This is a genomic window from Pluralibacter gergoviae ATCC 33028 = NBRC 105706 (genome assembly GCF_001598855.1).
GTDB lineage: Bacteria > Pseudomonadota > Gammaproteobacteria > Enterobacterales > Enterobacteriaceae > Pluralibacter > Pluralibacter gergoviae.
On the sequence record NZ_BCZS01000032.1, the window covers coordinates 20,341 to 44,764 of the forward strand.

General features: G+C 60.3%; 24 protein-coding genes and 2 pseudogenes. 3 read left to right on the top strand and 23 right to left on the bottom strand.

Annotated elements, in window-relative coordinates; genetic code table 11:
• Nucleotides 1-106: 106 nt before the first annotated feature.
• Entirely contained in the window at nt 107-1,390 is a 1,284-nt protein-coding gene (locus ENGE1_RS21885) for a citrate synthase (protein WP_043085146.1), read from the top strand.
• Between the two features lie 667 nt (nt 1,391-2,057).
• Here the strand turns inward: ENGE1_RS21885 and nei are convergent.
• The 13 genes from nei to ENGE1_RS21950 form a co-directional block, all read right to left on the bottom strand.
• Nucleotides 2,058-2,849 (bottom strand): endonuclease VIII, encoded by a 792-nt coding sequence (nei, locus tag ENGE1_RS21890; protein WP_048253057.1) that lies wholly within the window; start codon nt 2,847-2,849, stop codon nt 2,058-2,060.
• 9 nt (nt 2,850-2,858) lie between these two features.
• Nucleotides 2,859-3,791, bottom strand: coding sequence for a 5-oxoprolinase subunit PxpC (pxpC, locus tag ENGE1_RS21895; protein WP_048253056.1), 933 nt, complete (start codon nt 3,789-3,791; stop codon nt 2,859-2,861).
• Nucleotides 3,785-4,441, bottom strand: a complete 657-nt coding sequence (gene pxpB / locus ENGE1_RS21900) for a 5-oxoprolinase subunit PxpB (RefSeq protein WP_048253055.1) — start codon at nt 4,439-4,441, stop codon at nt 3,785-3,787. The genes pxpC and pxpB overlap by 7 nt, the downstream gene beginning before the upstream one ends.
• 15 nt (nt 4,442-4,456) lie before the next feature.
• Complete coding sequence (locus ENGE1_RS21905) at nt 4,457-5,200, bottom strand: type 2 GTP cyclohydrolase I (RefSeq protein ID WP_043085154.1); 744 nt, start codon at nt 5,198-5,200, stop codon at nt 4,457-4,459.
• 78 nt (nt 5,201-5,278) lie between these two features.
• On the bottom strand, nt 5,279-6,697 hold the full coding sequence (gene phrB, locus ENGE1_RS21910; protein ID WP_048253054.1) for a deoxyribodipyrimidine photo-lyase: 1,419 nt from the start codon (nt 6,695-6,697) through the stop codon (nt 5,279-5,281).
• 20 nt (nt 6,698-6,717) lie between these two features.
• Nucleotides 6,718-7,674, bottom strand: a complete 957-nt coding sequence (locus tag ENGE1_RS21915; RefSeq protein ID WP_043085158.1) for a YbgA family protein — start codon at nt 7,672-7,674, stop codon at nt 6,718-6,720.
• Between the two features lie 94 nt (nt 7,675-7,768).
• The gene (locus tag ENGE1_RS21920; protein WP_043085160.1) at nt 7,769-9,142 is read right to left on the bottom strand and encodes an aspartate aminotransferase family protein; all 1,374 of its coding nucleotides are present in this window, start codon (nt 9,140-9,142) and stop codon (nt 7,769-7,771) included.
• A gap of 35 nt (nt 9,143-9,177) precedes the next feature.
• Entirely contained in the window at nt 9,178-10,602 is a 1,425-nt protein-coding gene (locus ENGE1_RS21925) for an APC family permease (protein ID WP_048253138.1), read from the bottom strand.
• Between the two features lie 352 nt (nt 10,603-10,954).
• Nucleotides 10,955-12,103: an acetylornithine deacetylase gene (gene argE / locus ENGE1_RS21930; protein WP_048253053.1), complete on the bottom strand. Its 1,149-nt coding sequence runs from the start codon at nt 12,101-12,103 to the stop codon at nt 10,955-10,957.
• Nucleotides 12,096-12,770 (bottom strand): DUF1028 domain-containing protein, encoded by a 675-nt coding sequence (locus tag ENGE1_RS21935; protein WP_048253052.1) that lies wholly within the window; start codon nt 12,768-12,770, stop codon nt 12,096-12,098. Before ENGE1_RS21935 ends, argE begins: the two co-directional genes overlap by 8 nt.
• Nucleotides 12,771-12,783: 13 nt before the next feature.
• Nucleotides 12,784-13,206: a RidA family protein gene (locus ENGE1_RS21940; protein WP_043085167.1), complete on the bottom strand. Its 423-nt coding sequence runs from the start codon at nt 13,204-13,206 to the stop codon at nt 12,784-12,786.
• Between the two features lie 31 nt (nt 13,207-13,237).
• Entirely contained in the window at nt 13,238-14,512 is a 1,275-nt protein-coding gene (locus tag ENGE1_RS21945) for a flavin-containing monooxygenase (protein ID WP_048253051.1), read from the bottom strand.
• 206 nt (nt 14,513-14,718) lie between these two features.
• Nucleotides 14,719-15,636 (bottom strand): LysR substrate-binding domain-containing protein, encoded by a 918-nt coding sequence (locus ENGE1_RS21950; protein ID WP_045288649.1) that lies wholly within the window; start codon nt 15,634-15,636, stop codon nt 14,719-14,721.
• Nucleotides 15,637-15,982: 346 nt separating this feature from the next.
• Here ENGE1_RS21950 and ENGE1_RS21955 point away from each other — a divergent pair, with 346 nt between their 5' ends.
• Nucleotides 15,983-17,473 carry an aldehyde dehydrogenase gene (locus ENGE1_RS21955; RefSeq protein ID WP_048253050.1) on the top strand — a complete coding sequence of 497 codons (1,491 nt, stop codon included), beginning with the start codon at nt 15,983-15,985 and terminating at the stop codon, nt 17,471-17,473.
• Nucleotides 17,474-17,511: 38 nt separating this feature from the next.
• Here the strand turns inward: ENGE1_RS21955 and ENGE1_RS21960 are convergent, their stop codons facing one another.
• The 7 genes and pseudogenes from ENGE1_RS21960 to ENGE1_RS29520 all read right to left on the bottom strand — a co-directional run bounded on the left by ENGE1_RS21960 (nt 17,512) and on the right by ENGE1_RS29520 (nt 20,555).
• Nucleotides 17,512-17,799 carry a DUF2623 family protein gene (locus tag ENGE1_RS21960; protein ID WP_043085174.1) on the bottom strand — a complete coding sequence of 96 codons (288 nt, stop codon included), beginning with the start codon at nt 17,797-17,799 and terminating at the stop codon, nt 17,512-17,514.
• 63 nt (nt 17,800-17,862) lie between these two features.
• Complete coding sequence (locus ENGE1_RS21965) at nt 17,863-18,537, bottom strand: MOSC domain-containing protein (RefSeq protein ID WP_048253049.1); 675 nt, start codon at nt 18,535-18,537, stop codon at nt 17,863-17,865.
• A gap of 34 nt (nt 18,538-18,571) precedes the next feature.
• A pseudogene (locus ENGE1_RS27270) lies at nt 18,572-18,814 on the bottom strand (hypothetical protein); the annotation flags it as partial.
• 13 nt (nt 18,815-18,827) lie between these two features.
• A pseudogene (locus tag ENGE1_RS27275) lies at nt 18,828-19,004 on the bottom strand (ModD protein); the annotation flags it as partial.
• The gene (locus tag ENGE1_RS21970) at nt 19,001-19,798 is read right to left on the bottom strand and encodes a class I SAM-dependent methyltransferase (protein ID WP_048253048.1); all 798 of its coding nucleotides are present in this window, start codon (nt 19,796-19,798) and stop codon (nt 19,001-19,003) included. The pseudogene ENGE1_RS27275 and the gene ENGE1_RS21970, both read right to left, overlap by 4 nt.
• A gap of 8 nt (nt 19,799-19,806) precedes the next feature.
• Entirely contained in the window at nt 19,807-20,112 is a 306-nt protein-coding gene (locus ENGE1_RS21975; RefSeq protein WP_048253047.1) for an ATP-binding cassette domain-containing protein, read from the bottom strand.
• Complete coding sequence (locus tag ENGE1_RS29520) at nt 20,109-20,555, bottom strand: iron chelate uptake ABC transporter family permease subunit (protein ID WP_080964495.1); 447 nt, start codon at nt 20,553-20,555, stop codon at nt 20,109-20,111. Before ENGE1_RS29520 ends, ENGE1_RS21975 begins: the two co-directional genes overlap by 4 nt.
• 165 nt (nt 20,556-20,720) lie before the next feature.
• Here ENGE1_RS29520 and ENGE1_RS21985 point away from each other — a divergent pair, with 165 nt between their 5' ends.
• Complete coding sequence (locus ENGE1_RS21985; RefSeq protein WP_048253046.1) at nt 20,721-21,224, top strand: DUF1543 domain-containing protein; 504 nt, start codon at nt 20,721-20,723, stop codon at nt 21,222-21,224.
• A 42-nt stretch (nt 21,225-21,266) separates the two neighbouring features.
• Here ENGE1_RS21985 and ENGE1_RS21990 read toward each other — a convergent pair whose 3' ends face one another.
• The 3 genes from ENGE1_RS21990 to ENGE1_RS22000 all read right to left on the bottom strand — a co-directional run bounded on the left by ENGE1_RS21990 (nt 21,267) and on the right by ENGE1_RS22000 (nt 24,217).
• Nucleotides 21,267-23,360 (bottom strand): TonB-dependent receptor domain-containing protein, encoded by a 2,094-nt coding sequence (locus ENGE1_RS21990; protein WP_048253045.1) that lies wholly within the window; start codon nt 23,358-23,360, stop codon nt 21,267-21,269.
• 91 nt (nt 23,361-23,451) lie between these two features.
• Nucleotides 23,452-23,898: a DUF2946 domain-containing protein gene (locus tag ENGE1_RS27280; protein WP_043085184.1), complete on the bottom strand. Its 447-nt coding sequence runs from the start codon at nt 23,896-23,898 to the stop codon at nt 23,452-23,454.
• A gap of 118 nt (nt 23,899-24,016) precedes the next feature.
• Nucleotides 24,017-24,217 (bottom strand): YbfA family protein, encoded by a 201-nt coding sequence (locus ENGE1_RS22000; protein ID WP_043085186.1) that lies wholly within the window; start codon nt 24,215-24,217, stop codon nt 24,017-24,019.
• Nucleotides 24,218-24,424: the final 207 nt, after the last annotated feature.

Genomic DNA, 24,424 nt, shown 5'->3' on the forward strand with positions numbered 1-24,424 from the left:
AACGGAGCTGTGAGCCAAATAACAAACTGGTAACGCCACATTCCACAGTCTGAAAGCAAATCCGGCATCCGGCAGTCTTAAGCATAAGGCGCTAAGGAGACCGCAAATGGCTGATACAAAGGCAAAGCTCACTTTTGGTGATGCTGCTATTGAACTAAACGTGCTAAAAGGTACGCTTGGTCAGGACGTAATTGACATCCGTACGCTCGGCTCGAACAACGTATTCACGTTTGATCCCGGCTTTACCTCCACCGCATCCTGTGAATCCAAAATTACGTTTATCGACGGTGACGAAGGTATCCTGCTGCATCGTGGTTTCCCGATTGACCAGCTGGCAACGGACTCTAACTACCTCGAAGTATGCTACATCCTGCTGTACGGTGAAAAACCGACCCAGGCTGAGTTTGACGAGTTCAAAGTGACCGTCACTCGCCACACGATGATTCATGAACAGATCACCCGCCTGTTCCACGCGTTTCGCCGCGACTCGCATCCGATGGCCGTTATGTGCGGTATTACCGGCGCGCTGGCGGCGTTCTATCACGACTCCCTGGACGTGAATAACCCGCGCCACCGTGAAATTGCGGCCTTCCGCCTGCTGTCGAAAATGCCGACCATGGCGGCGATGTGCTACAAGTACTCAATCGGTCAGCCGTTCGTCTATCCGCGCAACGATCTCTCCTACGCGGGCAACTTCCTGAATATGATGTTCTCCACGCCGTGTGAAGAGTACAAGGTTAACCCGGTGCTTGAGCGCGCTATGGATCGCATCCTGATCCTGCACGCCGACCACGAGCAGAACGCCTCGACCTCCACCGTGCGCACCGCAGGCTCCTCCGGCGCTAACCCGTTCGCCTGTATCGCCGCCGGTATCGCCTCGCTGTGGGGACCGGCCCACGGCGGCGCCAACGAAGCGGCCCTGAAGATGCTGGAAGAGATCAGCACCGTCGAGCACATTCCTGAATTCGTGCGCCGCGCCAAGGATAAGAACGACTCGTTCCGCCTGATGGGCTTCGGCCACCGCGTGTACAAGAACTACGATCCGCGCGCCACCGTGATGCGCGAAACCTGCCACGAAGTGCTGAAAGAGCTGGGAACCAAAGATGAACTGCTGCAGGTAGCCATGGAGCTGGAGCACATCGCGCTCAACGACCCGTACTTCATCGAGCGCAAACTCTACCCGAACGTCGACTTCTACTCCGGCATCATTCTGAAGGCGATGGGTATTCCGTCCTCCATGTTCACCGTGATTTTTGCCATGGCGCGTACCGTTGGCTGGATCGCCCACTGGAACGAAATGCACGGCGAAGGCATGAAAATTGCCCGTCCGCGCCAGCTGTACACCGGCTACGAGAAGCGCGACTTCAAATCAGATTTGAAAAAGAGCTAAGTGGTAATGTCGTAAGCAAAACGCGCCTTCGGGCGCGTTTTTTTATCTGTGTGCAGCGTAGATTACAAAGTTAAAGGCCCCCGGGGGTGAGCCGGCGGCCTTAGTTACGTTTCCCGGCAGCTTACGGTAAACAGGCCAGGATCAGCTCAATAAAAGCCACGAGTGCTTTCAGAGCGATGACGGTGATTTCGAGGAATCCCTTCATCACGTTGCTCCGTGAGGAGCGTGCTATCTCTGTTACAGCCTTTCCGCGCCTGGCTAACAGGATCACACTGTTAACTGGTGTGAAACACGCTCTGGTTGAAGCTCTGAGCCGGCACCACCCGTACTCAGCCAGGACTTGAACACATTCCCGCATACTTTATGCAAGCGCAAAAATCCATTTCAACGGCACAGTGCATCAAGCTTGCACAGAGCGTATCACCACTAACGACAGGGATTATAAGAAGGCTCAAAAGTAAACTCAAAGTACTGAACCGGACTATAGGTACAAAAAAGCCCGACTGGTGAGGTCGGGCTTTCATGTTTAAAACGTTATTTTCTGGTTCAGGAGCCTCAACCAGAGCGTGCTTCACACCAGCTAACCTGAGTTAGTCTATTCCCGCCATCCAACTATGTCAAAAGCCCCGGCGTCCGGATCCGCACTTCACTTTGCCCTCTCAGCAGCCTACTTCTGACAGTGCGGGCACCAGTAAAACGGCCGCGAAGCCATCATCATGCGGTCAATGATTCCGCCGCAGCGTTCGCACTGCTTGCCCTCGCGGTGAAACACCTTAAAGCGAAACAGCGCCCCGTGATGCGGGCCCTCGTCCGGCCGACCGCGCGTGCTGTAGGAGAGCCTTGGCACCGCCAGCAGCGCCTGAGACAGCCGCGCAAGCTGCATTTCGTCGAGCTGGCTCGCCTTGCGGGTCGGGGCCAGCTCACACGCCCAGAGGATCTCCACCCGCAGGTAGTTGCCAAGCCCGGCCAGAAACGCCTGATCCAGGAGCAGGCCAGAGAACTGGCGGTTGCGAAAGCGCGGGGACAAAAGCCGCTCAGCCACCTGCTCCGCCGTCAGGGTCATATCCAGCACGTCCGGTCCGACGCGATTGAGGAAGGGATGCGCCGCCAGTTCATCGGCATTCAGCATCGCAATCTCCGAGGCGCTGTAGAGCAAAATCGCCTTCTCCGCCGTTTCCAGCCTCACGCGCAGCGTGCGGCTCGTTTCCGGCGTTTCACCGCTATCCACGACCCGCCACACGCCGTAAAGCTGATTGTGGCTGTACAGGGTCAGGCCGCCCGAAAAATGGGTCAGCAGCGCCTTGCCGCGGGTTTCAATCGCAGTCACCGTCTGCCCGACCAGCTGCGCTTCAAACGGCTTCAGGGCATCAAACGCAAACCAGGCGCCGGTCAGCGGCCTGCCTTTTACCGCGGCTTCAAGGCTGTCCGCCGCGCGGCGGATCTCCGGGCCTTCCGGCATCAGAACTCCTTACTCTTGCTGAGATAATCGCCAGGCAAGCTGCTGCAGATAGCGCTGCCGATCATGCCTGGCCTCCAGCGCCTCCTCCAGCGTGCAGGGCACAAAGTGGATCGGCTGGCCCAGCGGCACCTGCGCCATCTGATAGAGGTCGGCCTCGATCACGCAGGCGATGCGCGGATAGCCGCCGGTGGTCTGGGCATCGCTCATTAGCACGATGGGCTGGCCGCCGTGGGGCACCTGCACCACGCCCGGCAGCAGGCCGTGAGAGCGCATCTCCCGGTCAGTGGTGCGGCTCAGCGTCTGGCCGTGCAGCCGGTAGCCCATGCGGTTGCTCTGCGGGCTGAGCTGCCAGGGCGCGCTCCAGAACATGCGCTGCGAGCGGGTATCAAATTCGTGATATTCCGGTCCGGGCAGGGCGCGAATGCGGTTACCGGGCAGCAGTTGTTTTACCCCCAGCGGCCGCGAAAATTGCCGGGTTGCAGGCAACAGCGCGAGCCGGTCGCCGTCCTGCAGGCGCCGCCCCTCCAGGCCGCCGATACCGGTATTGAGATCGGTACTGCGGGAGCCGAGCACCACCGGGACATCAATGCCGCCCGCCACCGCCAGATAGCTGCGAATGCCGAGCTGTGGACGACCCAGGGTCAGCGTCTGCCCCGCCCTCGCCTGCAGCCGCCAGCTGATCCACACCGGCTTATCGTCGAGCATCGCCTCGCAGGCGGCGCCGCTAAGCGCAAACCAGCAGTCGCGCTCAAACTGAATCACCGCCTGCCCCAGGGTGATCTCCAGAGCCGCTGCGCCGGGATCATTGCCCACCAGCAGATTCGCAATCGCCAGCGAAGGCGCGTCCATAGCGCCGCAGCGGCTGATGCCGGACTGGCGGTAGCCTTCGCGACCGGCGTCCTGCACCGACGTGTAGAGTCCGGCGCGGATGATGTTCAGCATACGCCCTCCCTCTGCGGGACAAAGCGCACCACGTCCCCGGCGCGCAGCAGGGCGGGCTCGGCGCGGGCGGGATCGAACAGCGTCAGGGCCGTGCGGCCAATCAGCTGCCAGCCGCCGGGCGTACTCAGCGGATAGATGCCGGTCTGCTCGCCGCCAATGCCGATACTGCCGGCGGGCACCTGCACCCGCGGCTCCGCCCTGCGCGGCGTATGCAGCGGCTCGGGCAGTCCGCCGAGATAGGGAAAACCGGGCTGAAAGCCGATAAACCACACCAGATAGTCCACGGAGGCGTGCAGCTCAACCACCTGCTTCTGACTCAGGCCGCTGTGCTCCGCCACCCGCGGCAGATCGGGCCCCTCCGCGCCGCCGTAAACCACCGGAATAACGATATGCCGGCACTCAGGCTCCAGCGCCTCGCACTCCTCCCACCAGCGCTGCAGATGCTCGATAGCATCCAGCGCCAGGGCCTGCGGCTCCTGCAAAATAACCGTGACGTTATTGGCGCCGGGGATCACCTCGCGCACCTCGGGATAGCCCGGCAGACGCTGGGCCAGGCGCCAGATCCGCTTCTGGCCCTCCAGCGTCACGGGCGGCTCAAGATCGAGCACCACCGCCGTTTCGCCTAACAGATAACAACGCGCTCGCTGCACTTTACGCTCTCTTCATCAGGCCGGATTGGGAATATCAATAAAGGTAACGTCAAGGTCAGTGGTTTCCGTCAGCCACTCGCCCAGCGCCCGGATACCGCCCCGCTCGGTAGCGTGATGCCCGGCGGCGTAGAAGTGCAGCCCCTGCTCCCGCGCCGAGTGGATCGTCTGCTCCGAGACTTCGCCGGTGATAAACGCATCCACGCCGAAGCGCGCGGCGGCGTCGATAAAGCCCTGGCCGCCGCCGGTGCACCACGCCACGCGCGACACCTTATCCGCGCCGGTATCGCCGCACCACAGCGGCTTGCGGCCCAGGCGCGCCTCGATCCAAGACGCCAACTCCAGGCCGGAGACCGGCATCGACAGCTCGCCCCAGGGCACCAGCGGCTCTATTTCGCCCCGGATATTAATGCCCAGCAGCGCCGCCAGCTGGGCGTTATTGCCAAGCTCGGGGTGGGCGTCCAGCGGCAGGTGCCAGCCGTAAAGATTGATATCATTGGCCAGCAGTGTTTTCAGGCGATGGCGCTTCATGCCGCGGATCGCCGGCGATTCGCCCTTCCAGAAGTAGCCGTGGTGAACGATAACGGCGTCCGCCTGCAGACGCACCGCTTCGTCCAGCAGCGCCTGGCTGGCGGTAACGCCGGTAACGATTTTTTTGATCTCTTCCCGGCCCTCGACCTGCAGGCCGTTTGGCGCATAGTCGCTGAAGGTGGCGCTGCTGAGTTTGTCGTTAATCAGCTGTTCCAGTTCACTGTTTTTCATCGTCGCTCCTGGCGTCTCCGTGTATCTGCCGGATACGATAGCGTCCGCGCGCGCCGTCGTCGACTGCTACCTTCGCCGCTACGCTTTTCTGGCCGCTTCATAAGCGGCAAGCGTCGCTTTTCGCGCTTCGCCGTGATCGACTATCGGACGCGGGTAATCAAGCCTGACGCCCGCCTTGTCGGCCCACGCCCAGGGCGCGTGAATCGCCTTTTCCGGCACCTCCTCAAGCGCAGGCAGCCAGCGGCGAATGAAGGTTCCCGCTTTGTCAAAACGCTCGCCCTGGGTGGTGGGATTGAAGATGCGGAAATAGGGCGCGGCATCGGTGCCGGTGGAGGCCGCCCACTGCCAGCCGCCGTTGTTGGCGGCCAGATCGCCGTCAATCAACTGCGACATAAACCAGCGCTCCCCTTCCCGCCAGTCGATCAGCAGATCCTTGACCAGAAAGCTGGCGACGATCATCCGCAGGCGATTGTGCATCCAGCCGGTCTCCGCCAGCTGGCGCATGGCGGCGTCGACGATGGGATAGCCGGTCCGGCCCTGCTGCCAGGCCTCAAGGTGCGATTTGTTATCCGACCATTTGACGCCGTCAGTCCAGCCGATAAAAGGACGATGTTTACAAAGCTCCGGATGGTAAGTCATCAGGTGGCGGTAAAACTCACGCCAGATCAGTTCGCTGAGCCAGACGGCGCCCGCGCCGCCGGTCAGAGCATCGGGGTGCTCCGCCAGCAGACGGTGCAGGCACTGGCGCGGCGACAGCGCGCCGATGGCCAGACAGGCAGAGAGCCGGCTGGTGCCCTCCACCGCCGGAAAATCCCGCTGCTCGTCATAGCGGGCCACCGGCTCGCCGCAGAAGCGGCGCAGGCGGGCCAGGGCCGCATTTTCATCGCCGGGAAACGCCTGCGGATCGAAATCCTCCGCAGGATAGTTCAGCGCTATCTCGCCGTCCTTTTCGACGCTTGCCGGGCGTTCGCGCTTTTCCGGCGCGCGGACGCACTCGGGAAGATCCTCCTGCAGGCGCTTGAGGAAGGCGGTCTTAAACGGCGTGAACACCTTATACATCTGATGATTGCCGGTCATCACGCTGCCGGGAGGCAGCAGCAGGCTGTCGTCAAAGCCCTGACAGGCAACGTCCTTCAGCCGCTTTTCTACCTGCGCGTCGCGCTGGCGCTCGTTCACTTCGTACTGATAGTTATAGAAAAGGTTGTCGACGTTAAGTTCGCTGCAGACCTGCTCCAGCAACTCCACCGAGGCGCTAAAATCATCCGCCTCGCGAAAAAGTAGCGGGATACCTCTCTCTTTCAGACTGCGGCGAAGTGCCGTCAGGTGGCTCTGGATGAGCGCCGCCTGGCGGGGCGACATGCTGTGGCGCTGCCACTGTCCGGGCGTGGCAATATAAAGGGCGATCACCTTCGCCTGCCGATCCCGGCAGGCGGCGGCGAGGGCCAGATTATCGTGAAGGCGCAGATCGGCGCGGAACCAGACCAGATGGGTGGTCATAACTCTCCTGTTAATTTTTATTAGTGTCCGTAGCGCAGGCGCAGCGTCTCCGGCCAGGGGTCAAAGTAGCGCTGACCGGCAAGATAAGCATCGGGAAATTCGGCCATATAGTGCTTTAACAGCGTCACCGGCGCCAGCAGCGGCTGCGTACCCTGGCGGTAGCGGTCGATAAGGCTCGCCAGCTCCTGGCGCTGGCGGCCGTTAAGCTGTTTGCGGAAGTAGCCCTGCACGTGCATCAGCACGTTGGTGTGGTTGCGCCGGGTCGCCGGATGGGACATCAGCGCCATCAGGCGCAGGCGATACTCGCAGAAAAAATCTTCCAGCGACGACCAGTCGTTGATGGCGGCAACGAAGCGCCCCAGCTCGCGGTAAAGCGGCTGCGAGTGGGCCAGCAGCAGGAGTTTATAGCGGCTGTGGAAGGCGATCAGGCCACCGCGCGTTAATCCGCCGTCGCGCAGAGCGTGCAGCTCGTGCAGGGCGTAGATGCGTTCCACGAAGTTTTCCCGCAGGTGCGGATCGTGCAGGCGCCCGTCCTCCTCCACCGGCAGCCAGGGAAAGGTCTCCATCAGCAGCCGGGTGTAGATCCCGCGCCCGGCCTTGCGGTTGTTTTTTCCCTCCGGTTCGTAGACCCGCACCCGCTCCATGCCGCAGCTGGGGGACTTCGCGCAGACGATATAGCCGCAAAGCTGCTCAAAGCGGGCGATGCGCTGGCGGGTGAAGTCGCGCATTGCGTCCGTTAAATCGCCTTCCCGCCCGTCGCTGAAGCGCAGCTGCAGCTCATCATCTTCTACCTTTACCAGCCGCAGGGCGGGCCTGGGCGTCGGCAGGCCGATCGCCATCTCCGGACACACCGGCTCAAAGCGTACCCACGGCGCCAGCTCATCAGCGGCAAACGCCAGCCGCTTATGGCCGCCGTCAAAGCGGACCGCGTCGCCTAACAGACAGGCGCTGATGCCAACCGGAATTTTGTCGTTCATAGTCACTCCTTTACAGATCATAAAGAAGTGTAGCCGCTGACGGGGCAGAAAAGTCGGATAATGCGGCCGCTTGAGGAAAAGCGGCCGCGAGGAATTACAGCAGGCCGATCTCTTTGGCCGTGCGGTCAACGGCGCGTTTGGTTTTCTCCACCAGCTCGTCCAGCTCGGCGTGGGTGGCGATCAGCGCCGGGGCCATAATCATCCGGCCGAGCGTGGAGCGGATGATGACGCCCTCTTCGAAGCCGATGGTGCGGCAGCGCCAGGCCAGTTCATTTTCATTGGCGTAGCGCCTGCGGGTCGCCTTGTCCTCGGCAAACTGCAGCGCCGCCACCAGCCCGCCGCCCTGGATTTCGCCGATCAGCGGATGGTTGCCGAAGACTTCGCGCAGCGCTTTTTGCAGATAAGGGCCGGTATCGTCGCGCACGGTGGTAATAATGTTCTCGTCGCGCAGCGCCTTCAGGTTAGCGATAGCCACCGCCGCCGCCACCGGGTGGCCGGAGTAGGTCAGACCGTGGGCGAAGACGCCGCCTTCATTCACCAGCGCGTCGGCGATACGCTTGCTGAGGATCACGCCGCCCATCGGCACGTAGCCGGAGGTCAGCCCCTTGGCGATAGAGAGCGTGTCCGGCTCGAAGCCAAAATATTCGTGGGCAAACCATTCGCCGGTGCGGCCAAAGCCGCCGATCACTTCATCCGCGCAGAGCAGCACGTCGTATTGCCGGCAAATGCGCTGAATTTCCGGCCAGTAGCTTTCCGGCGGGAAGATCATGCCGCCGGCGCCCTGGAACGGCTCGGCGATAAAGCCGGCGACGTTATCGGCGCCCAGTTCAAGGATCTTCTCCTCCAGCTGGCGGGCGCACTGCAGGCCGAACTCGTGCGGGGTCAGGTCGCCGCCCTTGACGTACCAGTACGGCTCTTCAATATGCGCCACGTCGGGGATCATGCCGCCCATCTCGTGCATCGGCTTCATCCCGCCCAGCGCCGCGGCAGCAAGCGTCGAACCGTGATAGCCGTTCCAGCGGCCAATCATGATTTTTTTGTCCGGCTTGCCTACCACCTGCCAGTAGCGGCGCACGGTGCGGATCAGCGCCTCGTTGGACTCGGAGCCGGAGTTAGTGTAAATCGCGTGGCTGTAGTGCTTCGGCAGCAGGCTAAACAGCAGCTCAGACAGCTCAATAACCGCCGGATGCGTGGTGTGGAAGAACATGTTGTAGTACGGCAGCTGGGCGAACTGCGCCGCCGCCGCGTCGGCCAGGTCCTGGCGGCCGTAGCCCAGCTGGGTGCACCACAGCCCGGACATGCCGTCGAGATAGCGTTTGCCGTCGTTATCCCACAGGTTCAGGCGATCGCCTTTCACCATCACGCGCGCCCCTTCCGCATTCAGCGCCTTCTGATCGAGAAAGGCGTGGATGTGGTGGCTGGCGTCGCTGTTCTGATAATCGCGGGTCTCACGCTTGGTCATACTCATTTCTTATCTCCTTTCACAGATGTCTACGCTGGCGGTTATTTATCGCGGGATGTCTGCCCGGAGAGCAGTACCGATGCCAGAGGTTCAGGTTTAAAAAGCGGCTTACGCATAACACATTTGATCCACACAATAGCCACGATGGCCACCGTGCCCAGCACCATGCCGGCAACTTCATAGATCCGGCGGGACTGCTCCGCCGAGGGTGAAATATTCCACAGGGCATAGAGCATACCGACAATACCGATTATCTGCGGCAGCGGATAGAACGGCGTGCGGAACGGGCGGGCCTGGTCCGGATAGCGCTTACGCAGCACCAGCACATTGATGTGGGTGATGATATAGGCCAGCAGCCACGCCAGGGCGGCGGCGCTCAGCAGTAAGTTGATAGAACCCAAATCCATCAACCACAGCGGCAGGCCGGTAATCGCCGCGATAAACAGCACCGATACCCACGGCGAACCGGTTCTGTCGCTCTGCCGCTTAAAGCAGGGAAACGCCTGTCCGTTCTGCGCCATGCCGCTCAGCATCCGGGGAATGGTTGCCAGCGAAGAGTTGAGGGTGCTGCAGGTGGCCGTCACCGCCGCCGTTGCGAGGAAAAGCTGTCCCGTTTTGCCAAATACGGTGGTTGCAAACAGGTAGTGCGGCAGGCCGTTGGTCGCCAGGTCCTCGCGGGGGATCAGCAGCAGCGCGCCCAGGCAATAGATAGCGATGGTGACGAAAATAGCGGTCAGCCCAAAGAACATAGAGCGCGGAATATCGCGCGCCGGGCGCTCGGATTCCTCAACCAGCGGACAAACAAATTCGGCCCCGACGAAGCCCCAGATGGCCATTGCCGCCAGCGCCAGCACGCCCCACCCCATCGGATTACCCGCGCCCTGGGTGATAATTTCGCTCACGCTATGCGCCTGCTCGTGCTCAATCGCCGTCAGGCCGAGCAGCAGCAAAACGATCATCATCACCACCGCCAGCGCGGTTTGCAGGCGGGCAAAGATATCGATATTCAACAGGTTGAGTACCGTGAACAGCGCCAGAATGCCTAAAGCGACGCTCATCGGCGGCAGTACCAGCGCTGGAAAGACTTTTGCGATGATCTCATCCAGCAGCAGCAGCTCTGCAGAGAGCGCGAACATAGCCACGACGATATACCCTGAAAAGGTGGCCAGAATCGCCGGAAAATGCCCGATAGCTACTTCGGTATAGGTACTGAGGCTGCCGGCTCGCGGGATCATCAGTGACAGTTCAGAAAACGACATTGCGTAGCTGATAGCCAGCACGTAAGCCAGAATCAGCGGCACAATAAAACCAATACCGGCGATACCGGCACCCTGTAACATCAGTACCATCACGCCCTGAGAAACCACGAGGCCGATAGCAACGGAGAGCAGCGCTCCGAGCCCCAGTTTTTTATAACGCGCTCCTGCGGTATCACTTCCTGAAGAGATATTGTTCACATCAGTCATTAAATTACCCTCAACGTTATTGGGGGGCAGCATGAACACGCCAGCGCAGCTAAATTCAGGCCATTTAAGCTGCGAACTTATTTTATGTAATCAGTATGTTTGCTCGATGTTAAATTACAGTTTGATGCTAGCGAGAGTGGAACATCAGGAAAAGCAGTAAAAATATGGCAGGTGGCGATAAAAAAACGTGGAATGGGCGCCGGTGCAGCCCTGGCGGGCGTTCCGGCATAAATGACTAAAAGAAAGAGTCAAACCAGAGATAAAAAGTGTGATCGCTTTCGAATAATATTGCGGAATTCTGCGCTGCGGAGAGAGTAAATAATAAACGCGCCCCGGAGGCGCGTTTATTATTTCAGGCTTTCAGCCACTGACAGAGGTGATCCAGCATTGCCATACATCGGCCTAGCTGTTCCTCACTGACAAATTCGTCCGGCTTGTGGCCCTGATCCATGCTGCCGGGGCCGCAGATGAGCGTCGCCACGCCCACGGCATCGAACAGACCGCCCTCGGTACCGAAGGCAACGGTGCTGAAGTCGTCGCTGCCGGACCACTGCGCCAGCCAGCGGGCAAACTCAGACTGCGGATCGGTCAGCAGGCCGGGATAGCGGCTGAGCTCCTGAAAGGTGATATTACTGCCGCCAGCAACCTGGCGCATCTCCGCCAGCAGTTCCTCACTGGCGTACTGCCTGAGCGCCTCCACGGTCTCGTCGGCGCTGGCCTCCGGCAGGTGGCGAATTTCGAAGTCAAACTGGCAGGACTGCGGCACGATATTCAGCGCGCTGCCGCCCTGAATAATGCCCGCCTGCGCGGTGCTGAACGGCGGGTCGAAGCGCGGGTCCTGCCGCCGGGCCAGGTCCTCCCCCAGCGACGAGAGCCGGTTTATCAGCTTCGCGGCATAGGTAATGGCGTTAACACCCTGCGGGGCGTAGGCGGAGTGGCACGCGTGCCCCTCAACCGCGCAGCGCACCGCCAGCTTGCCCTTGTGGCCGTAGACCGGCTTCATCTCCGTCGGTTCGCCGATGATGCACATCGCCGGCTTTTCCGGCGAGGCGCGCAGATGCTCCACCAGGCTGCGTACCCCGAGACAGCCCACCTCCTCATCGTAGGAGAAGGCCAGCCACAGGGGCATACGCAGCGGCGCGGCGAGAAAGTCCGGCACGGCGGCGAGCACGCAGGCCAGAAACCCTTTCATGTCGGCGCTGCCGCGGCCGTAGATGCGCCCGTCCCGGCGGGTGGCGCAAAACGGCGGCACCGTCCAGGCCTGACCGTCTACCGGCACCACGTCGGTGTGGCCGGAGAGCATCACGCCGCCGTCGCCGGCGGGCCCGAGGCGCGCCAGCAGGTTGGCCTTGCCGCGCGTTTCGTCGTAAAAGCGCTTGGTGGCGATCCCGGCCGAGCCCAGATAGTCATCAATAAAATCGATCAGCGCCAGGTTCGACTCGCGGCTGGTGGTATCAAAGGCCAGCAGCCGCTCAAGCAGCGCGGCGGGCGCGTTACTCATCGCCCGGCACGCCGTAGCCTGGCGCCTCTCTGGGATCGAGGGCGCGGGTGACGTAGGCCTGCATCTGCGGCTCATAGGCCTGCCACAGCGCCGCCAGCTCGCCAATCGGATCCTCATCGCGCCAGTCCACCCGCAGATCGACAATCGGCCAGGCGCACCGATCCGCGACCTTAACGGCGGCAGAGTGCACCGGCCCCGCCTCGCCGCCCGCCGCTAACCCGGCCTGCAGCGCGGTAATCAGCCTGCCGGCCAGCGCCCCGCGCGAGCCCTCAAAGGCGCGGACCATGGCATCGACGACCGCTTTATCGGCCAGCATGTTGCCGCCCGCCACGCAGTCAACGCCGTGAGCGACGTGGTACGTGCCGAGGGTATGCTCCCCGCTCCAGGCGGCAGTGCCGCCGGCGGCGTCGATAACAGTGACCTGGCGATACGCGCTGAATGTATCCTGGGCCAGCGCCTGGCTGAGGGCCGCCTCGGCCCCCGCGCCCTTCTCCAGCCCGGCAAGCGTCAGGGGACCCAGCAGCGGCAGGGTGATGTTCTGACTCGATACCGCGCCGACGCCCGCCTGCAGCCACGGGCAGCGCGCGCCGACCGCAATGCTGGAAGAGCTGATGGCTATGCCCAGCTGCCCGGTTTCAGCGCAGCGGGCTGTGACGGAAAATGTCATAAAACCTCCTGAGTTAGCCCTGCCAGTCGTCGGGAATGACCGCGATGACGTCGATCTCCATCAGCCACTGCGGCTGCGCGAGGGCGGAAACCACCAGCCCGGTAGAGATGGGGAAAACGCCCTTCAGCCACTTGCCCACTTCGCGGTAGACCGGCTCGCGGTAGCGCGGGTCGATAATGTAGGTGGTGGTTTTGACGATATGGGAGAGATCGCTCCCCGCCTCTTCCAGCAGCTGCTTGACGTTTTTCATCGCCTGCTCGGCCTGCGCCTGCGGGTCGCCAAGCCCCACCAGATTGCCCTCAAAGTCGGTGCCCACCTGGCCGCGCACGTAGACGGTATTCCCGGCGCGAACCGCCTGGCACAGGTCATTATCCAGGGTCTGGTTCGGGTAGGTCTCTTTAGTGTTAAACATGCGAATACGGGTATGTGTCGGCATTGTCCTGTGTCCTGAATAAACGTGGTTCGAATCACGCGCCGCTGCGGTCGGACGGCGAGCGGTAGGCGCTGTATTTACGCTGTATAGCAATCTGTTCGGCAATATGCTTAGCATCGTGCCAGACGCCCCAGATAAAGGTGGAGCCCCGGCGCGAAAGCCACGGCAGGCCGAGGAAATAGACTCCGGGCTCGCTGGAGACGCCGCGCTGATGCTGCGGACGGCCGTTGGCGTCAAAGGCATTGACCTTCAGCCAGCCGTAGTCCACGCCGTAGCCGGTCGCCCAGATAATAGCGGTGACGCCGGCCTCCTTCAGATTAAGCGATGCCAGCGGATGCGTCATGCACGCCGGATCGGGCAGGAAGCGGCGCGCCTCTTCTTCCAGCGGCAAATCGAGTCCGTTGCGCGCGATATAGGCATCGGCGGCGTCCAGCAGCGCAAGGTAGTTCTCATCCCCGCGGCGGATATTGTCGGCCAGATCCTGGCGAAAGGTCACCGTGCCCTGGTCAAACGCCTGGGTCACGCCCACCAGCTGGATACCCTGATGCGCCAGGGCGCGAAAATCGACGGTATGGCCGCCGCGGGCGCCGCTCACCGCAATGGTCACGTGTTCTTTACCCGGCTCGCTGGCCGCCGCATCCCACATGCCCAGCACGCCGAGCCACCAGCAAAAATCGCGGTTGCGATAGGCGCGCGGCGGGCGGTCGTGCGCCCCGACGGAGAGGTAAACCTTTTTTCCCGCCCGGTTCAGCTCATCGGCGATCTGCACCCCGGATGAACCCGCGCCGACGACCAGCACCGCGCCTTCCGGCAGCTGCTGCGGATTAAAATATTTTGCGGAGTGGATCTGATAGAGATCGTCATCCTGCGGGGCGATAGCCGGGATAACCGGCTTCTGAAACGGTCCGGTGGCCGCCACAATGCGCTGGGCTTCAATGATCCCCTCGGAGGTTTCCACCGTGAAGCCGGGGCGGCCTTCGTTGCGCACCACCCGCTTCACTTCAACCCCGGTACGCACCGGCGCTTCAAATTTCTGCGCATAGGCCTCAAAGTAGGCGGCAATATCCTCTTTCGCCACAAAGCTGTCCGGATCGGCGCCGGGAAACTCCATACCCGGAAAGCGGTCGTGCCATGCCGGGCCATTGGCCACCAGGGAATCCCAGCGGCCGCTGCGCCAGGCTTCGGCAATGCGATTTTTCTCCAGCACCAGGTGCGGAATGCTGTGCTTCGTCAGATGTTCGCTCATGGCGACACCCGCCTGTCCGGCGCCCACGACGAGGGTATCAATTACGGTTTTTTCAACGGTCATTTTTGTGTCCTTCGACTGGCAGTTAAGCAGGTGTCAGAAACCACCTCGTTAAGGACGATGTTATTCAAAGGTTAAAAACAGATAAATTATTATAAAAATGGGACTTGAGAATAAATTTATGAGGGTAGGCGTTCCCCTCGTCTGTCGACCGGTTTTGACGACCGGCGGCAAACGCCGTCGGCCATCGGTAACCGCCGCGAGGGGGCTCAGCGCTCGCGCTGCGGACTTAAATCCACGCTGCGGCAGTAGTCCATAAACAGCCGGGTTGGCCGGGTCGGCTCGCTGTTGAACAGCCAGGCCATGGCCAGCTGGGACGCTTTCATCTCATCGAGGATCTCAACGCACGTCACGCTCTGCCCATCGTAGGTCACCGGCTGCACCGGCCGGGTCACCAGCACCGAGAAGCCAAGCCCCTGCCCGACCATACAGCGCACCATCTCTATCGACGGCGAACTGTAGGCAATCTGCGGCTGGTAGCCTTTAGCTTTGAAAAGATTGATAAAGTAGTTTTTGCTGGGCACAACGTCCAGCAGGATCATCGGCTCGCGGCTCAGCTCTGCCAGGGTGACGGTTCCCCGCGCGGCCAGCGGATGGCCGGTGGGCAGCAGCGCATAGGGTTTCTCCGGTGCGTTGAGATACTCTTTATTGATAGTGCCGTCCAGCTCCAGATCGTAGAGAAAAGCCAGATCAAAACGCCCGCGCTGCAGACCGTGCGCAATCTCATGCTGCTCGCCGTCGTAAATATTGATGGTAATTTCCGGATAAAGTTTCTTAAAACCGGCAATCAGCCTCGGCATATACAGCGGCGCGGCGGTTTCAAAACAGCCTACCGAGACCGTACCGGAGACCATATCGTTATCCGCCCGGGAGTTTTGTTCAAACTGCCAGGCCAGCTGCAGCAGCTCTTTGGCTTTTTCATAGAAGCGCTGGCCGCTCGGCGTAATAGAGACGCCCTGGGCATGGTGGCGAATGAAGAACTGCTGATCGAACATCTCCTCGAGCGTTTTAATGGCGATAGAGATAGAGGGTTGGGCAATATGCTGCTGGCGAGAGGCTTCGGCGATGCTCTGGCACTCCACCACGGCGATGAAATATTTGAGCTGTTTGAGCGTAAAATGGGGCATGGTTGACCTTACTTTTTTATTTTATTGCATAGCACCTGAACACATTTAGCCGGGGGTTAGCCGCTGCGCAAGCGGCCTGTATCGGCTTTGCGAAGCCCGTTCGTTAAATATTTGTAAACAAAAGAAACATATCCCCGCTAATCTGTACCGGGTCAAATTACATTTTTTGTTGCTTGTGCGACAAATAAGGAATACCTATCTCCCGGCCCCGCTGCCGCCATTTTTTATTGAGCATTCCTATAATTTTCGTCCTTTCCCATTCGCGCACTCTGCTGCACCATGAGATGAAATTAACAATCACACAACATCATGCTTACGCGTCCGAAAAATAAGAAGGAAGAAGATGATGACCGACAGACTGTTCTGGGAAAAAAAGCTGCAGAATCAGCGCTTCATCAGCTACGCAATCGTTGACGGTGCGCCGCGCTTTTCCGCTGCGGGTAATACCTTCGCCGTCGTCAATCCGGCCAGCGGCCGGGTACTGGCCGAAGTGACCGCCTGTCAGGCCGACGATATCGACGCGGCGGTGACATCGGCCCGCGCCGCCTTCCGTTCGGGGGCGTGGCGCGGCCTGCCGCCCGGCGAGCGTAAGGCGGCCCTGCTGCGCCTGTCGCAGCTGATTCTGGATAACCGGGAGGAGCTTGCCCTGCTGGAAAGCGCCAGCATGGGCAAGCCGGTCAATGATGCGCTCAATATTGATATTCCCGGCGCGGCGGCGGTCTTCGCGTGGTACGCCGAGAGCATCGATAAGCTGTACGACCAGGTGGCGCCGACCGCCTCCGGCGCCCTGGCCACCATTACCCGCGCGCCGGTTGGCGTGGTTGCCGCCATCGTGCCGTGGAACTTCCCGCTGGATATCACGGCCTGGAAACTGGGTCCCGCGCTAGCGGCGGGCAACAGCGTGATCCTCAAGCCCTCGGAAAACTCACCCTTCACCGCCCTGCGGCTCGCCGAGCTGGCCCTTGATGCGGGTATTCCGCCGGGCGTGCTCAACGTTGTGCCGGGCCTGGGTACCGAAGCGGGCACTGCCCTGGGGCTGCATGACGACATCGACGTCATCACCTTCACCGGTTCCACGGCGGTGGGCAAAGCATTTATGCACTATTCGGCCCAGTCCAACCTCAAGCAGGTGTGGCTGGAGTGCGGCGGCAAAAGCGCCAATCTCATTTTCGCCGACTGCGCCGATCTGGATGCCGCCGCGGAAAAGGCGGCCTTCGGCATCTGCTTCAACCAGGGCGAAGTCTGCTCGGCCAACTCGCGCCTGCTGGTGGAGCGGGCTATCTATAACCGCTTTATCGATAAGCTTATCGAAAAGCTGAGCGCCTGGGCGCCGAAGCATCCGCTCGATCCCGATGCGCGGATGGGCGCCATGGTCAGCGAGGCCCACCGGCAAAAGTTGATGGGCTATATCGCGCGGGCGCAGGAAGAGGGGGCGACGCTGCTGGCGGGCGGCGATGCCGTCGCCATCGACGGCGTAAACTGCTACGTACAGCCGACGGTGCTCGGCGGCGTAACGGAAGAGATGCGCATCTGGCAGGAGGAAGTTTTCGGTCCGGTGCTGGCGGTGCGGGCGTTTGATGACGAGGATGAGGCGGTGGCGCTGGCCAATAACCACATCTACGCTCTGGCCGCCTCCGTCTGGACCGACGATCTGCGCCGCGCCCACCGCGTTTCGGCTCGCCTGGAGGCGGGCACCGTCTCGGTGAATACCGTGGATGCGCTTGACGTCAGCGTGCCCTTTGGGGGAAATAAGCAGTCCGGCTTCGGGCGCGATCTCTCCCTGCACGCGTTCGATAAGTTCACCACCCTGAAGACCACCTGGTTCCAGCTGGGCTAAGTCAATAGCGCCGGGACACCCCGGCGCTTTAAAACCGCCTATCCGCGCGAACCGTAGCCAAGATTAAAATAGTGCACCGCCCGGTCTGACTTAAACTCGGTAAAGAACTCAACCATGATGTCACGGTCGAGCCGGTACTGCCTGGTCAGCCTGCCCGCCTCAAGCGCGCCAACGCTTTTCTCACCCGTCTGCTTCCACAGGCGATAACAGTAGCCCAGCACAAATCCCCGGGTATATTCATTACAAAACCGCGCCTGCTCACCGCACGGATGAGGTGAGGCAGTGTTGAGCCCGGCTAACAGCCCCTTTCCAAAATGATTATGCATACTCAGCTCCCAATAGTTATATAAATAATTATATTACGATTGAGAGACGACGGGAAACCACACTTAATGGTTAGGTCCGCCGCCGCCTTCCCCGCGTCCAATGTGCTCCAGCCGCATCAGAGCCTGCATACGCCATACGGAGGCCAGAAACGGCATGGAAGAGAGCGCTATCAGCGCCTCCCGGGAGCCACCCTCGTTGAAAATAATCTGCTGTACACGGCTGAGTGGCCACCCCGGAGCCGGGCGCTCAATCAGCCTGAATACGTCGCCGCAGGCGGTCTCGCCGGGTGTCAGCACCCGATAAAACCAGCCGTTGCGCGACTGCTGGTGCATCAGTTCGGGCGCATTGGGATCCTGCAGACGGGTCGCCATTGTCTGGCAAGCGACACGCCCCCAGGAAACCTGAATCTCCGCACCGCCAAGTCGAAAAACATCTCCCGGACAGACGCTCTCCTCGGTCATTCCCAGGGTTGAAAAGTTTTCACCAAAAATTCCGGTTTGCAGCGGTAGCCCGCAGCGCGCAGGATAGCGCTCGCGCCAGAAGTCATAATGTTCCCGGGCGTAGTGCATCAGGGCACAATCCGTATCGGAAAAATGCTCTTTAATGCCGCTTTCGGTTTCAAGGCCGTGAGTGCCCAGATACACCCTCCCGGTTAACGCAACTTTCTGTTGCGAACCGTCGGCCTGAGGCACGTTTCCAAGGATAGTTTGCAATATTACCGGCTCATCGCTGCCCATTGTTCTCTCCTTTACTCCAACGCGTGGAGCATAATTAAAATGTGTATTCCACGCCCGTCCAGACATTGCGCCCTTCTTCAATAAACCCTTCGCTGTAGTAGTAGCGGGTATCAAACAGGTTATTAACCGAGGCGTTGACGCTGAAGCCGTGACCCACTTCATAGTCCGCACGCAGGCGGATAATGGCAAAGCCCCGATTTTTTACCGTACCATCAGTGTCGCTATAGCTTGACCTGCATGGCCTCGTCGGGGGTAAATTTGTCCAGCTGCAGAATGTCGGGCTGCGCCTGCAGCGCAGCCAGCATCTGCACCGCGGGCGCGATGCCGCTGATACAGCCGCCCTGGCGGTGGCGAAAGGTCATCACCCCCGGTCGTGAACCAATATCCAACGCGCGAGAGGTCAGGTCTCCTCCGTGGATATCCTCCATTAGCCAGGCGTCGGTGAGCGCCCTTGGGATATAGATCATTGCTGAACCGTCCACGCCAGCAGCGCCCAGTCTCGGGTTGGGGAAGCAATCGCAGCCGGTTCCTGAGACTGATACCAGTGCTGCAGGCGATCCTGCTCCTCCTCGCTGAGCGCTCCGAGCGTCCAGGTGACGTTTTCCAGAAAGCGGGCAAAGGTGCTATTGTCCTGCTGGCAGTTGGGGCCGCGAATAAAATCAACGCTGGCCCGGATGCCCATCTGATACAGCACGTTAAGCGCGTAAATGTAGTTGGGTAGCTCAATCACTTCGCGCCCCGCCGCACGCTGAATAGCCGGTGACATAAACCAGGGGCTGACGATGTGGGTGGTGTAGACCCGCAGCCGGGCCTGACGATTCAGCTTTGCCATCGCCTGCTGCATATCCCCCACCAGCGTCGAGCGGGACGCAACGGCAATATCGCAGACGGGAAGGTCGTCCCACGTTTCTTCCCATGCGCGGCGGTGCCAGCACGCGTTGTCAACGCCCTGCTCTTCTGCCCGACGGGCCGCCACATTCAGCATCCCCGGGCTGTAGTCGATTCCGTGCACCTCACCCAGCCTGTCGGCCAGCGCCAGTGAAACGGTGCCGGGCCCGCAGCCCATATCAAACAGGCTCTGCGCGCCGCTCAAATCGATTTTTTCCAGCAGCTGAGTCAGGTAGCCGTCCGTAGGGCGGGCTCTGCTGTCGGCCATTTTTTCCGCCCTGGCATCCCAGTGGGCGGGCTGCTTTTCAGTTCGTCCGGCCAGGCTGAGCTGCTGTCGGTAAAGGCTGGCAAAATCAATATCGTCAATAAGCATAAGTCTCCTTAACAGCGTAAATTGCCGAGATGATGGCGGATCTGCTCCGGTGCAACGCCGTACATTTCAGCAAGGTGGTCGGGATGCAGCCGATCCCGCGGCGCCATAGTAAAGAGGGAGCGTCCCTCGGGCAGGATCTCGCCGTCCAGGGGCGGCAGCAGGCCGAGTAGCGTCCGCAGCAGGGTGGTTTTCTCCGAACCGTTCGCCCCTAACTGGCAGCACACGGCCCCCTGCTCAAGGGTAAACGAGACATCGTTCAGCACCTGTCGTCCGGGATAACCCGTCGAGAGGCGATCCACCACCAGCAGCATCATGCCCGCCCTCCGCGCAGCAGCGCCAGAAAGAAAAGCGCACCGATAAATGCGGTGATAATCCCCTGTGGGATCTCGGTAGCACTGAGGCCTCTTGCCAGAGTATCGGTCAGCAACAGCAGAATCGCCCCCAGCACCATTGCCAGCGGCAGCATTCGCTGATGGTTACTGCCGGTTAGCAGGCGCGCCATGTGGGGCACAATCAGGCCTACCCAGCCGACGACACCTGCGAGGGCCACCGCGCTGGCGGTGGCAAGCGTGGCGCAGACCACCACCGCCAGCAGCATATCTGCCGGAGCCCCCGCGCTGATGATGCGACGCTCGTCGTCCGAAGTGGGCAGTGCTCCAACGTGAAATGGCCGGAGTGAAGAAGCGAAACTGCACAAACCGGGAAAGCAAAGCGTGAAGCCCAGAGCCTGGAGCAGCGCGCGGCGGGAGAGCGGCATCGGTTTTCATCCTGAAGACAGAGGGTTAAATTCGATATATATTTTCATATATAGCGATATTGAAAATGCCTGAGATCAAAAAACGACCACTCATTTCGGGCACCAGCTGCGTAAATGTGATGGGGTTGAATAAAAAAGCGATGTCATTATCTGAAGGAGAGAAGCGTGCAATTATTTATGTTTTATCTGGGCGGCAACGCGGGCAAATCCAATATCGAAGTGCATGATATTCAGTTCGTTGCAGCCGAGACGCCGGAACAGGCCCATCCCGCCCTGCGCGCGGCATGGTTTGGCGATCCGGATAAAATTCATATCGACGGCTACGCCAGAATTGTCTGGGCCGACGGATACCACGTCAGTCTGAAGGATACCCCGCCAGACGGAGACGCGCGGCTGTGGTTTGTTAATGCAGGCGCTTACGATGCATCATCCCTGGCGGAGCTGCACGCTTTCGATCTTTTTGTGGCATCCGACAGCCGGGAGGCCAAAGCCCGGGGCCTTGCCGCACTGCTGCCCGGCGCCCTGCACCAGCACAAAGATAACCTTAAGGATGTCGATGACTGCCTGCTGTTGGAGCAGGTTAGCGGAAAGTATATCCACCTTACGCCCTCCGACGAGGGCGAGCATTTCCTGCCTGAATGGCAGGGATATCAGCCTATTGGAAAGTAGGCGTTTTTCACCCCGGCGCAGCGGCGCCGGGGTGAAAGGACATCAGAAGGTGACGTTCAGTTTCCCCCAGAAGGTGCGTCCGGGCTCATTTACCGCCGTATTGGCCGAGTAGCCAAAGCTGCTGTTGCCCGCGAGGTTAAGGTGCTCGCTGTAGGTTTTATCAAACAGGTTATCGACCCCCGCGCTGAGCTTGACGACCTTATTCACCTGATACGCCGCATTGGCGGAAAAGACGGCAAATCCCGCGCTGCTGCCAAAATCTTTTCCCACCACGTTCCCCTCATTTCTGGCAATCCTGTGCTGGCTGCTCACCAGCCGCAGCAGGCCGGTGCTGCTCCAGTCTCCTCGCTCCCACGTCAGCCCCAGCCGGGCTTCAAGAGGCGGGATCTGGGGCAGCGGCTTACCGTCATCGGTATTTCTCGCCCACGAGTAGGCCAGGCTGGCATCCGTTTTCCAGCTGTCGGTCAGCTGATAGCTGGCCCCCGCTTCGCCGCCCATGATGGTCGCATTCACGTTATCCACCTGGCTAATGTAGGCATTATGCGGATCGTAGCGAAACAGGATAAAGTCATTCACCCGCCCAAGATAGGCAGAGATCCAGCCGCTGAAGCGCCGGTCTTTATACTGCGCGCCGATATCAAGCTGGGTGGTTTTTTCGGTTTTAACCTGGCTGAAGGCATCCGCGGCGCCATCCGGCCCGTAGGTCGGAGAGAAGAGCTCCCAGTAGTCGGGGAAGCGCTCGGTATAGCCCACGCCGGCATAGAACATCAGCGGCGTCTGCGCCAGCGTGTGCTCCAGGCGCATAAATCCGGCGGGCAGAACATCATTGCGCCCCGATGAGCCTTTGCCGCTGAAATTATCTACCAGCACTCTGTCGAGACGCGCGCCGGTGACCACTTTGCTCTGCTCCGTGGCGTGCCAGGTCAGTTCGCTGAACAGGCCATAGTCGTGGAAGCGGGCATCTTTGCGCCAGCCGCCATCGCCTTTACTGCGGTGGGTATTAAACTGCGCATCGGCGCCGCCGCGCAGCTCAACGTCAGACCAGATCCACGTTCCCATCGTGCGCCCGCCGACGGTGCGCCTGTCCAGCTCCATGGCCATTGGCATACGCATACTCATTGCGGGTGCGGCCGCCATGCCGTCTCCCGACATTGCTGCCATACCGTGGTCCATACCGCTTCCCGACATACCGGACATTCCCGGCATGGCTCCCATACCGCTATCGGGGGAGCGCAGGGAGTAGTTGTCCATAATGTGATCGGCGTAGTTGTAGTAAATATTGGCCTCTAACTTATCGAACACCTCGCCAATGTTAGATTTCTCAAAGCGGGCTCCCAGGCTCTCGCGCTTGAACTGCGAGCCATCCATGCTGCGCCCGGCGTAGCGGGCCTCGCCGTCCCCTTTTCCGGCGCCGATCTCCAGCAGCGTATCCTTATCAGGCGTCCAGCCCAGCGCCACGTCGGCGTTCCACTTATCCCACTTTGACGCCACCCGATTGCCTCTGCCGTCCTTATAGTCATCGGCCCGGGATTTATTCCCGGTCAGGCGCAGATAGCCCACATCGCTGCCGAGGCTGAGGTCGGCATTGCGATCCCAGCGGTGATTCGAGCCCACCAGCAGACTGGCGGTCCCCTGCGCGCCGGGCTTATCAAAGCGCGGCTGTTCGCGATCGAAGCGCAGGGTCCCGGCGGAGTTTCCCGGTCCCCAGAGCACCGTTTCCGGCCCCTTAGTCAGGGTAAGCAGATCAAAACTTTCCGGGGAGATGTAGGAGCTGGGCGCATCCATGCGCGCCGGGCAGGCGCCGAGCATTTCACCGTTGTTAGTGAGAATACGCAGGCGAGAGCCGAACATGCCCCGAAATACCGGGTCGCCGTTGGTGCCGCCGTTGCGGATTTGCGAGAATCCGGGGATGGTCTTGAGGTAGTCCGATCCATCGCTGGCGGGCACCGGCTGGCGCGGAATTTTCGGCGAAGTCACAATCTCCAGCGGCGATCGCACCGGCGCGGTAACAATCATCACGCCGCCATCGGGCATCTCATCATGAGCGAGTTTCTCTTCTGCCGCCCCGGCGCCGGTCGCCAGGGACATGAGGATCAGCGACGCCAGAGGCGTGCGCGCAAAACTACGGTCGTACATAAACGCTCCTGCTGTTTTTCAGGCGTAACAATGCGCTGCACGCGGTGGCGCGCGCAGTTATTACGCAAAATCAATCATCTGTTTTTTTTAATCAGAGAATGAACACAGCAGGCGGCGCGCGGGCGCGCTGAGGGAACCATGGTCGGAATAGAGGCGCACAGGCAAGCGGAGGGAGCGAGGTGCGAAGGATAAAGCGCAGCAGCAGCCAGAGCAGCACCGCCAGCAACAATTCAATAAACGGGAAATGCGCCAGCAGCTGGCAGTATCCGCAGACGATCTCTTCCATCGGCGACATCCCCTTGCCCGACATCATACGCTGCATCATCGGCGAGGGAGGTTCGCAGCGGGCGGTCATGGCCATACCAGGGTGCATGTCCGCCATTGACGGCGACATGGCCATGGTGTCGTGATGGCACGCGGCGCGGTGGGCAAGAGTGCGGGAGACGGCGGGTGCAACGAACAGCATGGCGATGGCGAAAAGTGCCAGCCAGGCTGCGAAAAACGTTGTCCGGTTGCGCCCCTGCAAAATTGTTATCATCCGTCAGTTAATTTGACGTCATTGTATCTCATAAGAATTTTGAATGTTACAAAAAAGGTAGGCTTGCGTCTGAATGCAAAATGCCGACCCGGGGGTCGGCATCAGGGTGTGGTTCCGATCAGTAAAAATCGCAGGTGACTTTTTCGGCCTGATCCATCCACACCGGCTTGTCGCTGGTTTTTGACCAGACGCGGTGCAGGTAGCTGTAGAAGCGGCTGCGGTCTTTCCAGAACAGCATCAGCGGCAGGGCCGCAACGCCGACCGCGATGGCGAATGCGCGGCGCATAAACACAACATGTGCTGGATACTCTTTATACATAGTTTTGCCCTCTCGCTGGCCGGCAGCGTTCGCCGGTAAATATTGTCTGTCTAAAAGAGTAACGCTCTGTTTGTAATTTTACTACTCATCCGACCACTTATTTTGGGTCTTTTTGTGCTTATTTACGCCAGTTCAGGTAACTCAGTTACATAAAAGTTAAAATAATACTAACCATTAGTTAATTAATGGCCTTACGCCATTTTTATA

Coding starts and splice junctions, on each gene's coding strand:
- ENGE1_RS21885 (WP_043085146.1), top strand. CDS start 107: ATGGCTGATACAAAGGCAAAGCTCACTTTTGGTGATGCTGCTATTGAA.
- nei (WP_048253057.1), bottom strand. CDS start 2,849: ATGCCGGAAGGCCCGGAGATCCGCCGCGCGGCGGACAGCCTTGAAGCC.
- pxpC (WP_048253056.1), bottom strand. CDS start 3,791: ATGCTGAACATCATCCGCGCCGGACTCTACACGTCGGTGCAGGACGCC.
- ENGE1_RS21905 (WP_043085154.1), bottom strand. CDS start 5,200: ATGAAAAACAGTGAACTGGAACAGCTGATTAACGACAAACTCAGCAGC.
- phrB (WP_048253054.1), bottom strand. CDS start 6,697: ATGACCACCCATCTGGTCTGGTTCCGCGCCGATCTGCGCCTTCACGAT.
- ENGE1_RS21915 (WP_043085158.1), bottom strand. CDS start 7,674: ATGAACGACAAAATTCCGGTTGGCATCAGCGCCTGTCTGTTAGGCGAC.
- ENGE1_RS21920 (WP_043085160.1), bottom strand. CDS start 9,142: ATGAGTATGACCAAGCGTGAGACCCGCGATTATCAGAACAGCGACGCC.
- ENGE1_RS21925 (WP_048253138.1), bottom strand. CDS start 10,602: ATGACTGATGTGAACAATATCTCTTCAGGAAGTGATACCGCAGGAGCG.
- argE (WP_048253053.1), bottom strand. CDS start 12,103: ATGAGTAACGCGCCCGCCGCGCTGCTTGAGCGGCTGCTGGCCTTTGAT.
- ENGE1_RS21935 (WP_048253052.1), bottom strand. CDS start 12,770: ATGACATTTTCCGTCACAGCCCGCTGCGCTGAAACCGGGCAGCTGGGC.
- ENGE1_RS21940 (WP_043085167.1), bottom strand. CDS start 13,206: ATGCCGACACATACCCGTATTCGCATGTTTAACACTAAAGAGACCTAC.
- ENGE1_RS21945 (WP_048253051.1), bottom strand. CDS start 14,512: ATGACCGTTGAAAAAACCGTAATTGATACCCTCGTCGTGGGCGCCGGA.
- ENGE1_RS21950 (WP_045288649.1), bottom strand. CDS start 15,636: ATGCCCCATTTTACGCTCAAACAGCTCAAATATTTCATCGCCGTGGTG.
- ENGE1_RS21955 (WP_048253050.1), top strand. CDS start 15,983: ATGACCGACAGACTGTTCTGGGAAAAAAAGCTGCAGAATCAGCGCTTC.
- ENGE1_RS21960 (WP_043085174.1), bottom strand. CDS start 17,799: ATGCATAATCATTTTGGAAAGGGGCTGTTAGCCGGGCTCAACACTGCC.
- ENGE1_RS21965 (WP_048253049.1), bottom strand. CDS start 18,537: ATGGGCAGCGATGAGCCGGTAATATTGCAAACTATCCTTGGAAACGTG.
- ENGE1_RS21970 (WP_048253048.1), bottom strand. CDS start 19,798: ATGCTTATTGACGATATTGATTTTGCCAGCCTTTACCGACAGCAGCTC.
- ENGE1_RS21975 (WP_048253047.1), bottom strand. CDS start 20,112: ATGATGCTGCTGGTGGTGGATCGCCTCTCGACGGGTTATCCCGGACGA.
- ENGE1_RS29520 (WP_080964495.1), bottom strand. CDS start 20,555: ATGCCGCTCTCCCGCCGCGCGCTGCTCCAGGCTCTGGGCTTCACGCTT.
- ENGE1_RS21990 (WP_048253045.1), bottom strand. CDS start 23,360: ATGTACGACCGTAGTTTTGCGCGCACGCCTCTGGCGTCGCTGATCCTC.
- ENGE1_RS27280 (WP_043085184.1), bottom strand. CDS start 23,898: ATGATAACAATTTTGCAGGGGCGCAACCGGACAACGTTTTTCGCAGCC.
- ENGE1_RS22000 (WP_043085186.1), bottom strand. CDS start 24,217: ATGTATAAAGAGTATCCAGCACATGTTGTGTTTATGCGCCGCGCATTC.